At 68.7% G+C, this 13,699-nt stretch carries 14 protein-coding genes, 1 tRNA gene and 3 pseudogenes; 10 read left to right on the top strand and 8 right to left on the bottom strand.

All coding sequences use genetic code 11. From position 1 onward, the window contains the following. Positions 1-128 precede the first annotated feature (128 nt). On the top strand, positions 129-392 hold the full coding sequence (locus E0F75_RS00745) for a DUF2283 domain-containing protein (RefSeq protein ID WP_229312405.1): 264 nt from the start codon (positions 129-131) through the stop codon (positions 390-392). A gap of 176 nt (positions 393-568) precedes the next feature. On the opposite strand, the pseudogene E0F75_RS00740 reads toward E0F75_RS00745, so the two are convergent. After that, a pseudogene (locus E0F75_RS00740) lies at positions 569-901 on the bottom strand (ISL3 family transposase); the annotation flags it as partial. A gap of 2 nt (positions 902-903) precedes the next feature. Continuing rightward, complete coding sequence (locus E0F75_RS00735) at positions 904-1,557, bottom strand: transposase (protein WP_229312468.1); 654 nt, start codon at positions 1,555-1,557, stop codon at positions 904-906. 120 nt (positions 1,558-1,677) lie between these two features. Here E0F75_RS00735 and E0F75_RS00730 point away from each other — a divergent pair, with 120 nt between their 5' ends. Further along, positions 1,678-2,223, top strand: a complete 546-nt coding sequence (locus E0F75_RS00730) for a GNAT family N-acetyltransferase (protein WP_187620459.1) — start codon at positions 1,678-1,680, stop codon at positions 2,221-2,223. A 36-nt stretch (positions 2,224-2,259) separates the two neighbouring features. Here the strand turns inward: E0F75_RS00730 and E0F75_RS00725 are convergent. After that, positions 2,260-2,500 (bottom strand): annotated as a pseudogene (locus tag E0F75_RS00725) (IS5/IS1182 family transposase); the annotation flags it as partial. Positions 2,501-3,077: 577 nt separating this feature from the next. Here E0F75_RS00725 and E0F75_RS00720 point away from each other — a divergent pair. Continuing rightward, positions 3,078-3,356 carry a hypothetical protein gene (locus E0F75_RS00720; RefSeq protein WP_187620458.1) on the top strand — a complete coding sequence of 93 codons (279 nt, stop codon included), beginning with the start codon at positions 3,078-3,080 and terminating at the stop codon, positions 3,354-3,356. Positions 3,357-3,813: 457 nt separating this feature from the next. Beyond that, entirely contained in the window at positions 3,814-4,326 is a 513-nt protein-coding gene (locus E0F75_RS00715) for an SUKH-4 family immunity protein (protein WP_187620457.1), read from the top strand. 24 nt (positions 4,327-4,350) lie between these two features. On the opposite strand, the gene E0F75_RS00710 is transcribed toward E0F75_RS00715, so the two are convergent. From E0F75_RS00710 to E0F75_RS00695, 4 genes are all read right to left on the bottom strand, one after another. After that, a complete protein-coding gene (locus E0F75_RS00710; protein ID WP_229312404.1) occupies positions 4,351-4,878 on the bottom strand; it encodes a transposase in 528 nt (175 codons plus the stop codon). Next, positions 4,875-5,414: a winged helix-turn-helix domain-containing protein gene (locus E0F75_RS00705; RefSeq protein ID WP_187620455.1), complete on the bottom strand. Its 540-nt coding sequence runs from the start codon at positions 5,412-5,414 to the stop codon at positions 4,875-4,877. Before E0F75_RS00705 ends, E0F75_RS00710 begins: the two co-directional genes overlap by 4 nt. A gap of 1,224 nt (positions 5,415-6,638) precedes the next feature. After that, positions 6,639-6,716: transfer RNA gene (locus E0F75_RS00700), tRNA-Trp, on the bottom strand. 495 nt (positions 6,717-7,211) lie between these two features. Continuing rightward, positions 7,212-7,892: a DUF998 domain-containing protein gene (locus tag E0F75_RS00695; protein WP_187620454.1), complete on the bottom strand. Its 681-nt coding sequence runs from the start codon at positions 7,890-7,892 to the stop codon at positions 7,212-7,214. A 149-nt stretch (positions 7,893-8,041) separates the two neighbouring features. Between E0F75_RS00695 and E0F75_RS00690 the strand changes: the two genes are divergently transcribed. Continuing rightward, positions 8,042-8,365, top strand: coding sequence for a YciI family protein (locus tag E0F75_RS00690; protein WP_187620453.1), 324 nt, complete (start codon positions 8,042-8,044; stop codon positions 8,363-8,365). After that, positions 8,325-10,412, top strand: a complete 2,088-nt coding sequence (locus tag E0F75_RS00685) for a sigma-70 family RNA polymerase sigma factor (protein ID WP_229312403.1) — start codon at positions 8,325-8,327, stop codon at positions 10,410-10,412. Before E0F75_RS00690 ends, E0F75_RS00685 begins: the two co-directional genes overlap by 41 nt. Before the next feature lie 299 nt (positions 10,413-10,711). Here the strand turns inward: E0F75_RS00685 and E0F75_RS00680 are convergent, their stop codons facing one another. Beyond that, a complete protein-coding gene (locus E0F75_RS00680) occupies positions 10,712-11,308 on the bottom strand; it encodes a TetR/AcrR family transcriptional regulator (protein WP_187620452.1) in 597 nt (198 codons plus the stop codon). A gap of 76 nt (positions 11,309-11,384) precedes the next feature. Between E0F75_RS00680 and E0F75_RS00675 the strand changes: the two genes are divergently transcribed. From E0F75_RS00675 to E0F75_RS40635, 4 genes and pseudogenes are all read left to right on the top strand, one after another. After that, positions 11,385-12,077: an NAD(P)-dependent oxidoreductase gene (locus E0F75_RS00675; protein WP_187620451.1), complete on the top strand. Its 693-nt coding sequence runs from the start codon at positions 11,385-11,387 to the stop codon at positions 12,075-12,077. A 29-nt stretch (positions 12,078-12,106) separates the two neighbouring features. Beyond that, a complete protein-coding gene (locus E0F75_RS00670) occupies positions 12,107-12,478 on the top strand; it encodes a pyridoxamine 5'-phosphate oxidase family protein (RefSeq protein WP_187620977.1) in 372 nt (123 codons plus the stop codon). A gap of 33 nt (positions 12,479-12,511) precedes the next feature. Next, positions 12,512-13,423: a haloalkane dehalogenase gene (locus tag E0F75_RS00665; protein ID WP_267499277.1), complete on the top strand. Its 912-nt coding sequence runs from the start codon at positions 12,512-12,514 to the stop codon at positions 13,421-13,423. Beyond that, a pseudogene (locus tag E0F75_RS40635) lies at positions 13,390-13,647 on the top strand (DUF932 domain-containing protein); the annotation flags it as partial. The gene E0F75_RS00665 and the pseudogene E0F75_RS40635, both read left to right, overlap by 34 nt. Positions 13,648-13,699: the final 52 nt, after the last annotated feature.

Here is a 13,699-nt window from a genome sequence, read left to right as displayed (position 1 = left end):
TGTGCAGTACCGCCCGCATGCGACACCGTCCAGGCTTTCCTGGTCTTGCAGCTTGCCGCCTCAGCATCTGTCCGACCGAGCTCCGGTAGGTACAGAGACTGTGCCGACACCAGCCATACCAAGGGAGCGTGACAGCCGTGGCAGACCTCAGAGTCACGTACGACAAGACCGCGAACGCAGCGTACGTCTACCTCACCGATCCGCAGGTTCGCACCAGATCCTCGCGCATGTACCCCTGCGATCCGGTGGAGGTCGGCGGCATGATCAACCTGGACTTCGACGAGCAAGGACGCCTCATCGGCATCGAGGTACTGGCGGCAGACTCCAAGCTGCCCGGGTACCTGCTCGAGTCATCTGAGCGTCTGGATGCCGGCGGTGCATCAACTGGATGAGTCCTCGGCCCGCGCCGCATCAGGTTGGGGACGTCTCGGTCTGCATAGCGGCGGCGGAGGTGAGCAATCAGAACGACGCGGTGGCGGAGGAGCGGGACGCCGGTGCGTCCAGCCATCAGGCGTTTCTGCGATTTGACGTCGGTGATGTGGCCTTCGTTGACCCCGGAGTTGTAAGGGGTGGTGATTCCGTGCGCGACAGAGTGCTGGTCTTCGCGCAGGGATCGGGCAAGGCCGACAAGAGGGGCCAGACCGCTGTCTGCGAGGGCGTCCAGCCAGCCCAGGAGTGCTGTCGCGTCGTGGTTGTCAAGCATGGCGGCGAACTGGCGGACCAGGTCGTGAGTCTGCCTGAGTTCAGGGCAGTGGTCGAGGAGCCGGGGCAGGCGGTCGTTGATGTGGAGGTTCCGGCGGTGCGGGTGGGTGGTGATCCAGCGGGCTGTTTCACGCGGCGAGGGTGGCCGCTCGCGTGGCTCGTCCAGGGGCAGGCCCCGCCTGAGTGGCGCGACGACCATTTTCACGCGCTGGTAGTGGCCGAGAAATCCCTTGGTCTGGAGTTCCTCGTGCAGGATCTTCGCGCTGTGCTGTCCCTCGTCCCAGCGTTGTTGCAGGTAGTCGAAGTAGGGGTCCAGACTGGAGGGCTTTCGGGCGGGCGGCGCATCACCTCCTGCCAGGTGTGGGCCCGGGCGTATTTGCCGACCGTGCGGCGGTCCAGGCCGAGTTCCCGGGCCACGGAGCTGTGGCTCCGACCGGAACGGGTCAGAACCTGCACGGCCTCGAAAAGCCTTCGGGCGTGGCGCCCGGCTCGTGTGTCCGCGGCGGTGTTCTCGACGGGCTCCTCGACCGGTGCGGGATCGGTCTCGCTCATCGGGGGGAGCGCTGCGGGCAGGCATCCGCGGTGGGCGGAGGCGATGTCCTGAACTCGGCGGGAGAGGCCCTGCCAGAGGTGAAAGCGGTCGCTGACCTGCACGGCATCCGGGGCGCCGGCGGTGATGCCCTGGCGGTAGGCGAGGGAACCGTCGCGACAGGCGACCTCAACACCTGGGTGCTGACGCAGCCACCGGCCCAGCCGTTCCGCCTCACGTCCTTCCCAGAGGGTCAGTGGAAGCCTGGTGGTGGCGTCGACCAGGATCGTGCCGTAGGTGTCGCCGTAGAGCGCGAAGTCGTCCACCCCCAGGACCCGGGGTGTGATGAAACGTGCCCACTTCCTGACGTACTGAGTGAGTGTTTCGAACCTGAACTCTGCGAGAAACGGAGTGACACTGGCCCTGTGTTGGGCGAGACTCCGGCCATGCGTGATCACGTAGAGACTCCATCCGGGCTGCTGCTGCGTCGATGGGCCGCGCTGGATGCCCGCCCGGTGATGAGTGCGTTTGCAGACCCTTTGATGCGTGGGCAGTCCGAGGCGGCGATTGACTCGCAGGACGCTGCGGAACGGTGGATTTCGGCGTGGACGGAGCGATGGGACGCGGGGGCGGCCTTCGCCTTCGCCGTGGTTGACGGAGGAGGCGACGTACTCGGATACGTCGCCGTTGGTGCCGTCGATCGGCGTCATGCCACCGGCTGGGTTTCGTACTGGACGACGTCCACGGCCCGCGGGCGGGGTGTCGCCTCGCAGGCATGCAGGGCTCTGGCGCGGTGGGCTTTCGATGACGCTGAGCTGTCCCGCCTCGAGCTGGGCCACCGGGTCAACAACCCCGCGTCGTGCCGGGTCGCTGCCGCCGCCGGCTTCGCGGTCGAGGGACTTCAGCGGCAGAAGCTCGAATACGACGGCGTGCGCTATGACGTCGAACTCCACGCGAGGCTGGCAAGCGACAAAGAACCGTCATACCAATGAGGCGAGCACCTTGCGCGGCGGGGTCTGCCTCGGACCTCAGGTGGCCGCAGCCTTCTTCGTCCAGCCTGGGGGCAGGCCTTTTCCTCGTGAGTCGCCTGGTCATGAGGGTGATGAGGGACCAGTTCAGGTGAGCCTCGGAATGCTGCGGGAGACGTTCGTAGTCTCTCGCGTTGCGGCGGGCGTTCATGATCCATCCCAGCGTGCGTTCGACTGGCCCGCGGCGCGGGAGGACGGCGTACCCCTTGGCTCCCGTGGGGCGGGAGACGGTCTTGAGGGTGGTCCTGGCCAGCGGCAAAACGAGGCTCGTCGGCCTCTACAAGCTCCTCGAAGTTGCTGCTATTGAAGAGGCACTCGTCCGTACTTGCCTGAGCGCATTGAGGAGTACGCCGACATCTACGGCCGAGCGGAAACAGCATCGACGCCAGACGCCCGCAGCTTGCGGGCCAGGAACTCGATCTCAGGCATCGTGCCCGCGTGGGCTCCCGCCAAGACCTCCCTCAGCAGGGTCTTGACTTCCACCAGACCTATGCCAAGTTCTGCCCGCAGAACCCGCATGATCGCAGCGTTCCTCGCTGATGGATCCACCTGGAGGCGGGCTGGTCCCCGCTCGGAGAGCAGCCGCCCCCGTAGTTCGGAAGGCAGATCACCGCCGCAGTCAGCTATCGCAAACCCGCAGGCTGAACACCTGGACTCCGTGTCCCAGCGCAAGGAGCCATGGACCAGGGCTTGGACGCCCCAGCACTCCAACTCCGCACCGCAGTCCTGGCACCCAGCTGAGTACCTGATGGACTCGAAGACCGCCTGATCCATACCCACCCCTTCAAGGAGTTGAGGTTAGACGACAGGCTGAGCGCATGCGATACGAGGAGAAGGCGAAGCTCACCGCCGCGAAAGTCCTGGCCCCGTTGGCCATCCTCGTCGCCTCACCAGTGCTGCTGATGGCTGGCGGGCCGGTCCGCCGCCGCTACCTCCGCTACGTCTACCGGGATGAGGCTCCAGCGATCCTGGACAAGGAGCAGGGCCGAATCAGTGTCCACTGGTTCGTGGTCATGAGCCCGCTTCTCGCATGGCTCTGCTGGCCCACAGAGACACTCGCCCGGCTCATCTCGCGCCGAGGTCAATCGGCAAGCTAATGGGCTGTACTGCAAGTGATCTCAGGGGTGGTCCTCATCCCGCTGTCGCTCACAAGCCGGCGTCTGGCTGGGGCGCGCGGGTAGCTGTGTGCCCGCTCGGCTTCGGGAAGGAGGCGTGCCGGAGATCTCAACCGATCCGGACGGCGCCGTCCGCCCTGCTCGTCGGGCGGGCGGGCGAACGACGACAGCTTGATCCTCGCTTACGCCGTCCAGACGGAATCGGGTTCAGGCGTACTGCATCCGGACCGGGCCCGGCAGCGGAAGTGTCGGTGAGCGCCGGCCTTACATCCCGCGAGAGGCGGGCGCTCACTTTGCCTGGACAGCGCGATCCCGGCTGGCCTGGTGTCTGGTGGTGGCTGACTACTGAACTTGATTGAGTGATGTCGGGGCTGGCTGCCTGGCGGGAGTCGCGGGCCTGTGGGTGTTGCCGAGCAGTCCGTCGGGGGAGGATCCTCCCGTGAACCAGCCGTTGCCGCAGTTGCCGAAACCCGAGTTCGTCTTGATTCCGCTTGAGGTCCCGCCCGAGGTGCCCGCCCAGGTTGCTGTCGATCTCGGGAAGGCTGGTATCCCATGCGGGCTGATCGGTTACGAGTACCGACCGCTGAGCGAGCCGGTGTACTTCGCGGACCTCGGTGAGCGGGGGCTGGTAGGTTTCGCGGTGAGTGGCCTGTTCGGAAGTATCACCATCGCCGTTGATGTGGCCAGCGGTCACGTGGTGGAGACTCCCACGAGCGAGCCAGCAGTGATTAGGCACGTGAACAGGGACCTCGACTCGTTCAACCGATGCGTCGGGGCCGTGATCGCACGCTTCCCCTTCTACGCCGAGGGCGACGAGGAGACATACGAGGTGGCGGAAGAGTTGCGCGGCCTCCTCTCCGGCATTGACGAGACCGCGCTCGTGCCCGATGGGTTCTGGGAGACCTTCTGCGACGACGTGGAGATGGGGGACTACGCGGACTGGGATGCATGACCCGGGACCGGCTCCCGGTTGCGGTCAGCCATCCAGACTCAAGCCGGTGGCAGCGATGCAGCCGTCGACGAGGTCAGGGCGGTACTGGATCTGCTTGAGGCTGCGCTTCACGGCCCTGGCCATCTGGTCGAGGTTTGGTGCGGCGAGGTTGCCGATGGTTCGTTTGACCAGCGCCCAGACGCCTTCCTGCGGGTTGAGGTCGGGCGGGTAGGAGGGCAGCTGGAAGACGGTCAGCCAGTCGGCGTTGGCTTCGATGAACGCTCTCATCGGCGGCATCAGGTGAGCGCGCAGATTGTCCCAGATCAGGACGATCGGACCGCCGAGCTGGATGTGCGCCCGCACGATGAGGTCGCGGTAGTCCCGCCAGGTGAAGCCCTTCGGCTCGCCCTTGCGCCCCCGGTAGACGAGGAAGCTGTAGAACATCCGGGACCGCTCGCCCTGTTTGAAGCAGGTCATTCCGGCCATCGATACCCGTCCGGACCCCCTGGCGCGGACGCGGACGACGGGTGTGTGGCCGATGCGGCCCCAGGTCCTGGCGCGCGGCGGCCTCATGGACTGTCCGGCTTCGTCCTCGAAGACGACCCAGGCTCCACGGGCCGCCGCGGCGCTTTTACCCGCGGCCAGACCTCCTTCTTCCACAGTTCTACCGCCGCATCGTCGCGCTCGATCGCCCGGCGGGCCGGCTGCTGCCACGACCACCCGTGACGCTTCAGCAGCCGCCACGTGCCCTCTACCGTGTACGAAACGTGGAAGAGTCGGCCTATCAGCGTCTTCACCCGGGCCAGCGTCCACCGCTGGTCAGCCCAGCCGTGGGTGAGCGGTCCGTACTCCAACTCACGCTCCAGTCTGGCTATTTGCGAATCGCTCAGCCTCGGGCGCCCCGGGGAGCCCTTCGATCGCACCCCGGTCGCTCCGGCCTCCCGCCATCGCCGACGCCACCGCTCCACCGACCGCTCCGACACCCGCAGCGCGGCGGCGATCTCCCGGTTCTTCTCACCGCCCTCGAAGCGTTCCACAGCCTGCAGCCGGATCCGCTCCCGCGCTGCCCTCCCGGCGTCGGTCAAGCCGCCGCCCTGCGCGTATCTCACAGTCCAGGGCTACCGGAACGGACCAGGAGCTATCAGGCGAACGGTCCCGACATCACCCAATCAAGTTCAGTAGCGGCCGCCGCTGCCAGGGATGGGCGGCCTGAGGGAAAGGGCGCGCCGGAGGGCCTGACGCCGCCCATGAACCAGCCGGGCCCTGCTACGACAGAGCCTGGGCAGTTCTGGCGCTGCCCGGGATGTCAGAGGCACTCCTGATGCCCTGAACGCCTGACAGCGGGGGAGCGACCAACGGCATGACGGAAGAGGGCACAGCAGGCAGCGCTACTTCCGTGCATCGGCGTTTTGCCGCGCAACCGCTGAGGTCGAGACGGAGATGGGCCGGCTTCTCGCCCTTGAGGGAGTACGGGACGAGGAGTACCTCACCCAGCGCTTCTGCCTGTCCGTCATCCCGGAAATGCGGTACGCCAAGTTCAACAAGAAGCAGGAAGGCCGGGTCGGACTATCTCTGGTGGTGGGTGGACCGCTCCGGGGAATGCTTCGGCTGCCTTGTGCAGGCGAAGAACATCAAGCGGGACGGGCGAAGGTGACAAATCGGCTTCCAGCACCCCGTAGCACTCCCGGACGGCAGCTGCGACACCTCTTCCATACGGCGAACGCGTTTCGTCTCCCCGCCGGGTTCATGCTTTATGTCGGCGATCGGGACTACCGCGCTGCCATGGAATGCGAATCGAAGCATGTGGGCGGGACCCCGTGCCGCGAGAGAGCCGGGGCTGCGGTCACTCTGGCTCCGGCGCTGGTGGCGTAGCGAGAAAGTCAGTTCGCTGAGCATGTGCCTTGGCATCCGGACCGCAGCGCGCTCGAGGTCTTCTGCCAGTGGGCGAAGCCGCTGATGGAGATCACCGCGCCCGGCATGTATGGCAGGAACGACCTCCACCGCCGGCTCAGCCTGGGTGACACGGACCACGGGCTGCGCGAGTTCCTCGATGTGGATCAGGTCGGAGCACGAAAGGCGGCGAGGCACATCTTCGATGTGGTGGGGCGGAGGGCAATGGGGCAGTTCGCTGCCGCAGTGTCGACCGGCGTCGTCGATACGGCACCCGCGAGCGTGTATCGGCATCTGCGTGGGCACTTCCAGTGCCGTACTTCGAGCCCTGCCTACGCGGACTGCGCGGGGAGTTACCGACCTACGGAGAACGCTCCCTCGCCGGGGACCCGCCACCGGAGATTGTTCCGAAGGCCGACGGAGTGGTCGTGGTCGAGGTGTAATGGCAGGGGCGGCAGGATTCGAACCTGCGGCGTACGGGTTTGGAGTCCGTTGCTCTGGCCGGGCTGAGCTACGCCCCTTTGCTGCCTGGAGCATGGCACTGCAGCGGGACTCGGTGCCACCTGATTTCGGGCTGCCGGGGCCGCCAAGCACCGACCGAGCCGCCGGTGCTTCCAAGGCCGCGTTTGCCGAGGCCCGTCGTGTCGGCTCCCGCCCGATGTCGTGGCAGAGGCAGTTCGCGCCGAGTACGTCCGCGAGAAGTGCTTCTCCTCCGGCATGAGCCGCGTGGGGAGAGCGGGCAATCGGCCTGTTCCGGGCAGGTGCAACTCCTGCCTGGCCCCGCCGGCTCAGGGCCCTGCTGCTGCATCAGCACGGCACGGACCATGTTCGCCGGGCGCTGCGCAACTGCTCGATGAGGCCCCGGACCTGGTCGGCCGGACGGCAGCACTGACGTATCCAGGCCGATGTAGCTGTCGGCGGCGTCTTGCCGTCACGGCTCAACCAAGCTGACCCGTTTGGGGGTTGTGCTGGGCAGATACCAGGCGCCCCAAGAGGGGTGCCGTCTGGGGCGTGGCTCAGTGGCCGCGGCGGTACCGGTTCGCGATCACGGAGATCGTGAGCATGGCGGTGATGGCACCGACGGCAAGCGTCAGGGTGCCGGCCGTGCCGCCGCCCATCGCCCAGCCGTTGCCGATCAGGAGGGTGGTGCCGGCGACGCGGGAGGCGATGGCGTAGCCGCGGTTGCCGATGCGGCCGAAGTGGCGGCCCAGCACGTAGCAGGCGGCGATCAGGGAGGTGAAGGTGACCGATCCTGCGGCGAAGTGGGCGTAGCTGTGCCAGGTGAGCGCGGCGGCCTCCGCGGCGGGGGCGCCCGCGGGGAAGCCGTCGACCGGGTCCATCACGAACAGCCCTGCGGCGATCATGCCGATGCCGCCGATCCGGACCAGCCGAGGGGCCCAGGTGCCCCCGGGGGTGCCGTGCAGCGCTCTGCGGAGCCCGGTCGCGCCGATGGCGAGCAGGATTCCGGCGACGAGGAAGTTGGCGATCTGGAGCCAGCCGAGCGAGCCGTTGCTCAGGGCGCTCAGCGGGTGGCGGGTGATGTCGAAGCCGTCGCGGCTGGCGGCTTGGGCCAGCGAGAGGGCCGCCCACAGCGGAGAGGCCACGACCGCGCAGGTGAGCAGGGAGCGGGTGGTGGGGCGGGCCGGGGTTCCGGTCGTGGTGGCGGGCACGGCGGTGGTGGCGGTCCGGGTGCTCATGATGTCTGCCTCTCGGGTTCGAAGTGTGGTGCTTGTGCCGACACGTCGATCGGGCGATGTGACAGGGAATGCAGACGTTCCCTGTCACATCGCCTTGTTCGTCGTGTTGGCAGAAGCGGTCGAAACCGCACGATGAGATGAGGGAATGAATGCGCTACCTGATGACGACCAGGCCGTCCGACACCGCCCCCGACGAGAAGCTGTATGCCGAAATGGGCAGGTTCGTAGAGGAGTTGACGGCGGCCGGTGTGCTGTTGGCCACCGGTGGCCTGGAGCCGGGCGGCGTCCTTGTGAGGTCTGCCGGCGAGGAGATCACGGTGACGGACGGCCCATTCACCGAGGCCAAGGAGGCCGTGGCCGGCTTCGCGCTCATCGAGGTCCGCTCGAAGGAGGAGGCGGTCGAGCTGGCCCGCCGCTTCCGAAGGATCGTCGGTGACGGCGAGAGCGTGGTCCAGCAGGTCTTCGGCCCCTGAGCCCTCGGCGGGTTCGCGCCCTGAACGGCGACGTGCACCTGCCCCGGCTTGCGAACAAGTCGGGGCAGGTGTTGTCATCGTGCCTGTGCTGGATACCCGTCGCACGGTGGCTGCGGTCTGGAAGCTCGAGTCGGCCAAGATCGTCGCAGCGCTCACGCGGATGGTGCACGACGTCGGCCTCGCCGAGGAGCTGGCCCAGGACGCGCTCGTCGCCGCGCTGGAGCAGTGGCCGAGCACAGGCGTACCCGACAACCCCGGCGCCTGGCTGACGACCACCGCCAAGCGGCGGGCCGTCGACCACATCCGGCGCTCTCAGCGGCTGACGCGCAAGCAGGAACAGCTCGCCCACGAGCTGGAACAGCAGCCGGGCGAGTCGGAGCCCGGACAGGACGACGTCCTGCGGCTGATGCTCATTTCCTGCCATCCCGTTCTGGCGACCGAGGCCCGAGTCGCCCTTACGCTCCGGTTACTGGGCGGTCTGACGGCCGAGGAGATCGCGAGGGCCTTCCTCGTCACCGGGACGGTGATCACCCAGCGCATCGCAGCGGCCAAGCGGACACTGGCCGAGGAGCAGGTGCCGTTCGACCTGCCGGACGGCGCGGAACTGACCGAACGTCTCTCATCCGTGCTGGAGGTCATCTACCTCGTCTTCAACGAGGGCTACGCGGCCACCTCCGGCGAGGACCTGATGCGGCCCGGGCTCTGTCTCGAAGCGTTGCGTCTGGGCCGGCTGCTGGCCGAGCTGGCACCTCAGGAAGCCGAGGTGCACGCGTTGGTGGCGCTGATGGAGATCCAGGCCTCCCGCTCGGCCGCGCGTACCGGCCCGTCGGGCGAGCCGGTCCAACTGCACGAGCAGAACAGGGGACGCTGGGACCAGTTGCTCATCCGGCGCGGCTTCACCGCGATGCTGCGGGCACGGGAAGCCGGCGGACCGCCCGGACCGTATCTGCTGCAGGCCGCCATTGCCGTGTGCCATGCGCAGGCACATGACGCAGAGGACACCGACTGGGCCCAGATTGCGGCCCTGTACCGGGCGTTGGCGCAGCTCGTGCCGACACCGATCGTTCACCTCAACCGTGCGGTGGCGCTCGGGATGGCGTACGGGCCGCAGGAAGGCCTCGACCTGGCCGATGCGCTGACCACCGATCCCAGCTTGCGCGACTACCATCTCCTGCCCAGCGTCAGGGGCGATCTACTGGCCCGCCTGGGCCGGCACCAGGAAGCGCGGCGGGAGTTTCACCGGGCGGCCTCCCTCACGAGGAACGCCGCCGAGCGTGCTTTTCTGCACCGACGGGCGGAAGCGATCGAGGACGTCGGCCCGCCGGGCCCCACACTCGGTCGGGCTACCCACGACTTCCTGAGCCGTGACGATCTGGACGCGGCTACGATCCGCTCCTACGGACAGACCCTGAGGCGCCTGTGCCTGGCCCTCGGTGACCGAATGCCGCTGGCCTCCCTGACGGCCGAGGAGGTGGCGCGGGTGTTCGCGACGGCGTGGGGTGAATCCGCGGCCGCGACGTGGAACCGGCACCGCGCGGCCGTGAGGTCCTTCAGCGCGTGGGCGTCCCTGGGCGACCTCGCGGCCGGCCTGGACCGTCGCGCCGAGACCCGCCCCCGGACGCCGGCGCTCAGCCCCGCACAGCTCGACGCGCTCTGGAGTCGCCCGGAGCTGCCGATGCGTGAACACACGCTGTGGCGGCTCCTGTACGAGTCCGCGGCCGGAGCGAAAGCCGTGCTGTCCCTGAACGTCGAGGACCTGGACCTGGAGGAGCGCAGGGCCCGCACGGGAGGCACCTGGGTGACCTGGCGCTCCGGGACCGCTCGGCTCCTGCCCGAGTTGCTGGCCGGCCGGACCCGGGGGCCGGTGTTCCTCTCCGACCGGCGACCCGGCCCCGCCCGGACACCCGCACAGACCGACCTGTGCCCCGACACGGGCCGCCGCCGCCTCTCCTATGAGCGGGCCGAATACCTCTTCAAGGAGACCACCAAGCACCTGGACCCCGCAGCGGGCGGGTACACCCTGCGCCGGCTCAGATCCCGCCCTTGACCCTCTGGCCGCACGGTGCGGGACTCGCGGCCGATACGGACGGGCCCGTGGACGATGCGCCTAAAGCCCGCGGCCAGGCTCGATGTCCGAGTCGGCCCGCCAGCCCGGCCCCCGCACAGGGGGGCGCGCCGTGCAGGTGCAGGCAGGACACCGAGGGCCGGGCGGAGAAGCGGGTGACGAGGCGCCGTCGGCCTCGCTCGCGCGGGCTTCAGCCGGCTCCGGGTGCATACGTGCTGCATCTGTTGCGCCCCCGGTCTCACTGAGTCGTTTCGTCTCCCCATGGGCGCCCCGAGCAGCCGTCACACGGTGCGCGGCCGTGTAGCCAGGGCCGCGCGGAGTGTCGGGATCAGTACGCGGCGGGTCTCGGACGGGGTGAGGGTGGCGGGGGTGGGGAGCGGGTTGAGGTAGCGGGTGTAGATGAGGCCGCCGAGCACAGTCACCACGGCCGTGGCGCGGGCGGTCGCTTCCCGACCGCCGAGAAATTCAACAAGCCGGGCCAGCAACTCGTGTTCCAGGTATTCGCGGATCACCTCTGCGGCCTCGTCGCCCTGCCCGGTGAGCCGGCGGAAGTCGGCGTCCTCCCACAGATCCGTCACCGCGTCGATCAGACGGCCGGGGAGTGTGGCCGGGTCGCCGCCCAGGACGTCCTCCACCGCGAGCGCGTTGGCGCACTGAAACTGCATCACATCCGCGAACAGGCCCTTCTTCGAGCCGAAGTGATAGGCGATCAGCGCGGGGTCGACCCCGGCGACCCCGGCCACCGCACGCAAGGTGGTGCGCCGGTAGCCGCGCTCCAGGAACAGCGCACGGGCCGCCGAGACGATCGACTCGCGGGTCGGCGGGTTGCCTCGGGGGCGGCCTCGGGTGCGGGCGGGGGCAGGGGCGGCGTTATTCATCAGCGTTGAGCCTGCGTTTCGTGATCGGCACAGTCAAGGGCGTTCCGACAATCACACGAAGGGATGACCCGGCATCATGCGTATCGCAGTCTTCGGCGCCAACGGACCGACCGGCCGCCACCTCACCGACCAAGCCCTTGCCGCCGGCCATGAGGTCGTGGCCGTGACCCGCCGGCCCGGCTCCCTCCCCGCGCGGCCCGGTCTCACCGTGGCCGTCGCCGACGCCACCGATCCGGCTGCTGTCCACGCCGCGCTCGGCGGGACCGACGCCGCCCTGTCCGCGCTGGGTGCACGCTTCAGCAAGGAGACCATCACCACGTACTCGGCGAGCGCCACGGCCATCACCGAGGGCATGGCTCGCCACGGCATCAAGCGGCTGCTCGTCGTCAGCTCCAGCATCGCCGACCCGAACTGGCGCCCCACCGGCGCGCACTTCTTCAACCACGTGCTCGACCCGCTGGTGAACCGACGTCTCGGCCGCACACTCCACGAGGACATGCGCCGCATGGAGGCCGAGATCCGCGCCACGGACCTCGACTGGACCCTCGTACGGCCCTCGGGCCTCTTCGAGCACCCCGCCGTCACGGACTACCGCACGGCCGAGACCAGCGCCGACGGCGTCTTCACCGCCCGCTGCGACCTCGCCGCGAGCATGCTGCACGAGCTGGAGGAGCGGCGGTACGTCCGAACGGCCATGGGCGTCGTCACCACGGCAGTGAAGCCGAACATCGCCAAGCTGATCTGGAACGAGGGCGTGAAAAAGAAGTGAGCCGGACGACCATCGAACTCACGGGCGGCATGCAGGGGTTCCTCACCCGCCCCCACACGGCCACCCTGACCACCCTCCGCCCCGACGGCACCCCGCACGTCACCCCCGTCCGCTTCACCTTCGACGCGGCCACCGGCCTGGCCCGCGTGACCACCCGGGCGGGAGCCCGCAAGGCCCACAACGTGGCAGCAGCCGGCCCGGTGGCCCGGGCCGCGCTCTGCCAGGTGGACGGCGTGCGCTGGGCCACCCTCGAAGGCCGGGCCACCGTCACCGACGACCCCCTACACCTGGCCGAAGCGGTCCGCCGCTACACCGCCCGCTACCGAGCGGCCCCGCCCGGCCCACCGGACCTGGCCGTCATCGAGATAGCCGTCGACCGCGTCCTGAGCCTCAACCTCTGACTCCCGGTACGAGTCCCCGATACGAATCCGCCGTTGCATTTCCCGAATCACCGAAAGCGAAGTGACACCGCCATGCCCACCATCCCCGTACTCGACTCCACCCTCCACTACCGCGAGTCCGGCGACCCCGACGGACTGCCGTTCGTCTTCCTCCACGGCAACCCCACCTCCTCCCATCTCTGGCGCAACGTCCTGCCGGGCGTGGCCGCGCCCGGTCGCCGCCTTCTCGCCCCCGACCTCATCGGCATGGGCGAGTCCGGGAAGCCCGACCTCGCCTACTCCTTCGACGACCACGCCCGCTACCTCGACGCCTGGTTCGACGCCCTCGGGCTCGACGAGGCCGTCCTCGTCGGCCACGACTGGGGCGGCGCCCTCGCGTTCGACCGCGCCGCCCGCCTTCCGGGCCGCGTCCGTGGCCTCGCCTTCACCGAGACGATCATCAAGCCGCTCGTCGGCGACGAATTCCCGGCGGCCGGGCGTGAACTGTTCACCCTCCTGCGCACCCCCGGGGTCGGCGAGGAGATGATCCTGGAGAAGGCACTGTTCATCGAGGGGCTCCCGGGCACGCTCGCCACTCCGCTCGACCCCGTCGACCTGGAGGTCTACCGCCGCCCGTTCCCGACCCCACAGAGCCGCCGTCCGATACTGGCGTGGACGCGCATGATGCCGCTGGACGACGAGCCCGCCGACGTGGTGGCACGCGTCGAGCGCTACGACGCCTGGCTGGCCGCCAGCCCCGAAACGCCCAAGCTGCTCGCCGCGTTCGAGCCGGGACCGGGCGCGATGACCGACCAGGGCGCGGTGGCCTGGTGCGAGGAGAACATGGCCGGCCTGGAGATCTCCCACCACGGGATCGCTGGCCACCACTCCCCGGAGGACCGCCCCGAGGAGCTGGCCGCGGCGATCAACGACTGGGCCGACCGCCACGGGCTGACGCGCCGGTAGGTGCCCCCGCCGAGTGTCGGTCGCGAGGCCGGCCTGACGCTCATTCGTCTCCGCGTGCGCAGTTCACGAATCCTCAGCCCACCTGGAACAGGAACAATCGGCTCGCCCACTGGTACACCATCCGGAACCGATTGGAGTACGCGGACACCCAGGCAGCTATCCGGGGAACGGCGTGGGCGGGCTGCAACGCCATCACCGAGTACGCCAACCACGTGCCTCCGGCCCGTGGTGCCACCTCGGAGCTGAAGGGTGCCGCTTGCTCCGAGCGAGTGATCA

The sequence above is a fragment of the Streptomyces sp. CB02980 genome (assembly GCF_014451325.2).
Classification (GTDB): domain Bacteria; phylum Actinomycetota; class Actinomycetes; order Streptomycetales; family Streptomycetaceae; genus Streptomyces.
The sequence above is the reverse complement of the archived record's forward strand: the minus strand, read 5'-3'. Positions and strand labels throughout refer to the sequence as shown.

What these genes read in the sequence shown, in the direction of transcription:
- E0F75_RS00730 (WP_187620459.1), top strand. Translation starts at nt 1,678, where the DNA reads ATGCGTGATCACGTAGAGACTCCATCCGGGCTGCTGCTGCGTCGATGG.
- E0F75_RS00720 (WP_187620458.1), top strand. Translation starts at nt 3,078, where the DNA reads ATGCGATACGAGGAGAAGGCGAAGCTCACCGCCGCGAAAGTCCTGGCC.
- E0F75_RS00710 (WP_229312404.1), bottom strand. Translation starts at nt 4,878, where the DNA reads ATGAGGCCGCCGCGCGCCAGGACCTGGGGCCGCATCGGCCACACACCC.
- E0F75_RS00695 (WP_187620454.1), bottom strand. Translation starts at nt 7,892, where the DNA reads ATGAGCACCCGGACCGCCACCACCGCCGTGCCCGCCACCACGACCGGA.
- E0F75_RS00690 (WP_187620453.1), top strand. Translation starts at nt 8,042, where the DNA reads ATGCGCTACCTGATGACGACCAGGCCGTCCGACACCGCCCCCGACGAG.
- E0F75_RS00680 (WP_187620452.1), bottom strand. Translation starts at nt 11,308, where the DNA reads ATGAATAACGCCGCCCCTGCCCCCGCCCGCACCCGAGGCCGCCCCCGA.
- E0F75_RS00675 (WP_187620451.1), top strand. Translation starts at nt 11,385, where the DNA reads ATGCGTATCGCAGTCTTCGGCGCCAACGGACCGACCGGCCGCCACCTC.
- E0F75_RS00670 (WP_187620977.1), top strand. Translation starts at nt 12,107, where the DNA reads ATGCAGGGGTTCCTCACCCGCCCCCACACGGCCACCCTGACCACCCTC.